We start from the raw sequence: 2,222 nt of genomic DNA on the forward strand, positions 1-2,222 counted from the left end.
TTTCCATGGAGATGTGTTTGATATCACGATGCAGAACTCCAAATGGCTGGCCAAACTTGGAGCTGTCGGTTACGATTCTCTCATCCTGCTGAACAGCTTTGTAAACTGGTGCCTGACCTCCATGGGACAGGAGAAGATGAGTTTCTCGAAACGGATCAAAGCAAGGTTCAAAGATGCAGTGAATCAAAGGGAAAGTGATTATATTTGCCGAAGAGGAGGATCTTCACGACAATCAGGACCTCGAGGCGTTGCTTGATATTAAATTGCTTTTTTCAAGATTTAAATCCGACTTGGTCTGATCATTCTGCCCTGATAAAAAATCGGAGTACCAGTGACCGGATGATTTAATCGTACGCTGCTGTGTTTCGAAATCAACATGAACCAGTCCGAACCGCGGGTGATAGCCTTCCGACCATTCAAAATTGTCGGTGAGTGTCCATACAAAATAGCCTTCCGCGCTCATGCCTTCGTTTCGGGCTCGTAAAACCTGTTTTAAATTTTCCTGAATGTACTTAGTGCGTTGCGTGTCATTCACCTTGCCATCTATCAGGTGATCTGGAAAAGCCGCGCCATTTTCAGTGATGTATATCTTCTTAATGTTCTTGTATTCATTGAACTTCCTGATCATCTCATAGATAGATTCAGGATATACCTCCCAGCCCATGGACGTATAAGGAACTCCGCGATCCTTTGCCTTTACTAAAGAAGCCTGTACATAAGGGGTCAGATAGGAATTTTTCACAATCTCCCGGGTATAATTCTGGACCCCGATAAAATCAAAATCGAAAGCCATTTTATCCTCATCGCCAGGTCGCATGTATTTACTGATCTTCTTCAAAAAAGAAAGATCATTTTCCGGGTAACCCATCCCAAGAATGGGTTCGATGAACATGCGGTTCAGAAGCGCGTCGATACGATTTGCGGCGTTAACATCTTTGGGTCGGTTGGTATAGGGCTGAATAAAAGAGCATGAAAATGTCGTGCCGATTTCCGCCGCAGGAAGCAGGTCTTTTAAGATGCGGCCTCCTTCAGAAATACTTAAGACCGTATGATGGACAGCGGGTAGAAAATTATTGGCGCCCGTTCTGCCAGGGGCATGCACCCCGAGGAAATATCCCGCACCAGTAAATACCATTGGTTCGTTCATTACCATCCAGTGTTTCACCCGGTCGCCGAAGTGCTTGGCACATATTTCTGTATATTCTGCAAACCAGGAAATAATATCGCGATTGGTCCAGCCGCCTTTTTGTTCAAGCGCGTGCGGCAGGTCCCAGTGATACAGGGTTAGCCAGGGTTCGATACCGTTCTCGAGGCTGGTGTCGATAATCCTGTTATAGAAGTCGATACCTTTGTGATTGATAGGTCCGGTACCGGAAGGCATTATCCTGGACCAGGAAGTAGAAAGCCGTAAATTTGGGATGTTAAGGTCCTTTAGCAGGGAAATGTCTTCTTTGTATCGATTATAAAAATCACAGGCGATTTTACCATGGTGTCCGTTAAGAATCTTTTTCTTGCGTTCGGTGTAGATATCCCAGATTGAGCTGCCTTTACCGTCTGCATCATGTGCGCCTTCTATTTGATAGGCTGCAGTCGAAACACCCCACTTAAAATCTTTTCCGAACAGATCACGGTTCAGCTCTTCTCCCACCTCTATATCCATTTAAACCTTTTTAGATAAACAAAGCTTCATCACTATCAAATGTAGTATCTGCTTTGTGCTTTTCAACAATCATGTCGATAATTTCCTGTGTAACATCTGGATAAGTAACAGGAATAGACTGTTCATTGTTCAGCCATAGTGAAATTAAAGGTTTATACTTAGGTTTTAAACTATTAATAACCGGGACTTTCATCGCCTTCAGTGCCGCCGCATTCAGGTGCTGCTCGTACTGGTTTTTCATGGGGATAACCATCAGTTTTTTCCCCAGGAAAAGTGCTTCAGCCGGAGTTTCAAAGCCCGCGCCACATAATACGCCGGCTGACGAAGCCATACTAGCGATAAACTTTTCGCCGTCGATAGGCTGGATGGAGATATTCTTTATAGTTAAACGCTTAGAATTATGTTTTGAAAAAATATCCCAGCTCACATCTTTAAACTCCGACAGGAATGATATTAATCGCTTATCATCGTAAGATGGGAGATAAACGGTGTAGTGGCCTTTGTTGGTAATCTTTTGTTTTCGCACCTGAGATCTTATCACCGGAGTGAAAATATTCTCCTT

The 2,222-nt window shown here is 43.8% G+C and carries 2 protein-coding genes and 1 pseudogene; 1 reads left to right on the forward strand and 2 read right to left on the reverse strand.

Going from position 1 to position 2,222, the window contains the following annotated elements; genetic code table 11:
* A pseudogene (locus WBJ10_RS08845) lies at nt 1-256 on the forward strand (hypothetical protein); the annotation flags it as partial.
* On the opposite strand, the gene WBJ10_RS08850 reads toward WBJ10_RS08845, so the two are convergent.
* Together WBJ10_RS08850 and WBJ10_RS08855 are read right to left on the reverse strand one after the other, a co-directional pair.
* The gene (locus WBJ10_RS08850) at nt 233-1,660 is read right to left on the reverse strand and encodes a GH1 family beta-glucosidase (protein WP_424289408.1); all 1,428 of its coding nucleotides are present in this window, start codon (nt 1,658-1,660) and stop codon (nt 233-235) included. The pseudogene WBJ10_RS08845 and the gene WBJ10_RS08850 overlap by 24 nt on opposite strands.
* Before the next feature lie 10 nt (nt 1,661-1,670).
* Nucleotides 1,671-2,222, reverse strand: a 552-nt coding sequence (locus WBJ10_RS08855) for a glycosyltransferase family protein (RefSeq protein WP_424289410.1), incomplete at its 5' end; no start/stop codon positions are given.

The organism is Daejeonella sp. (assembly GCF_049655485.1).
Classification (GTDB): domain Bacteria; phylum Bacteroidota; class Bacteroidia; order Sphingobacteriales; family Sphingobacteriaceae; genus Daejeonella.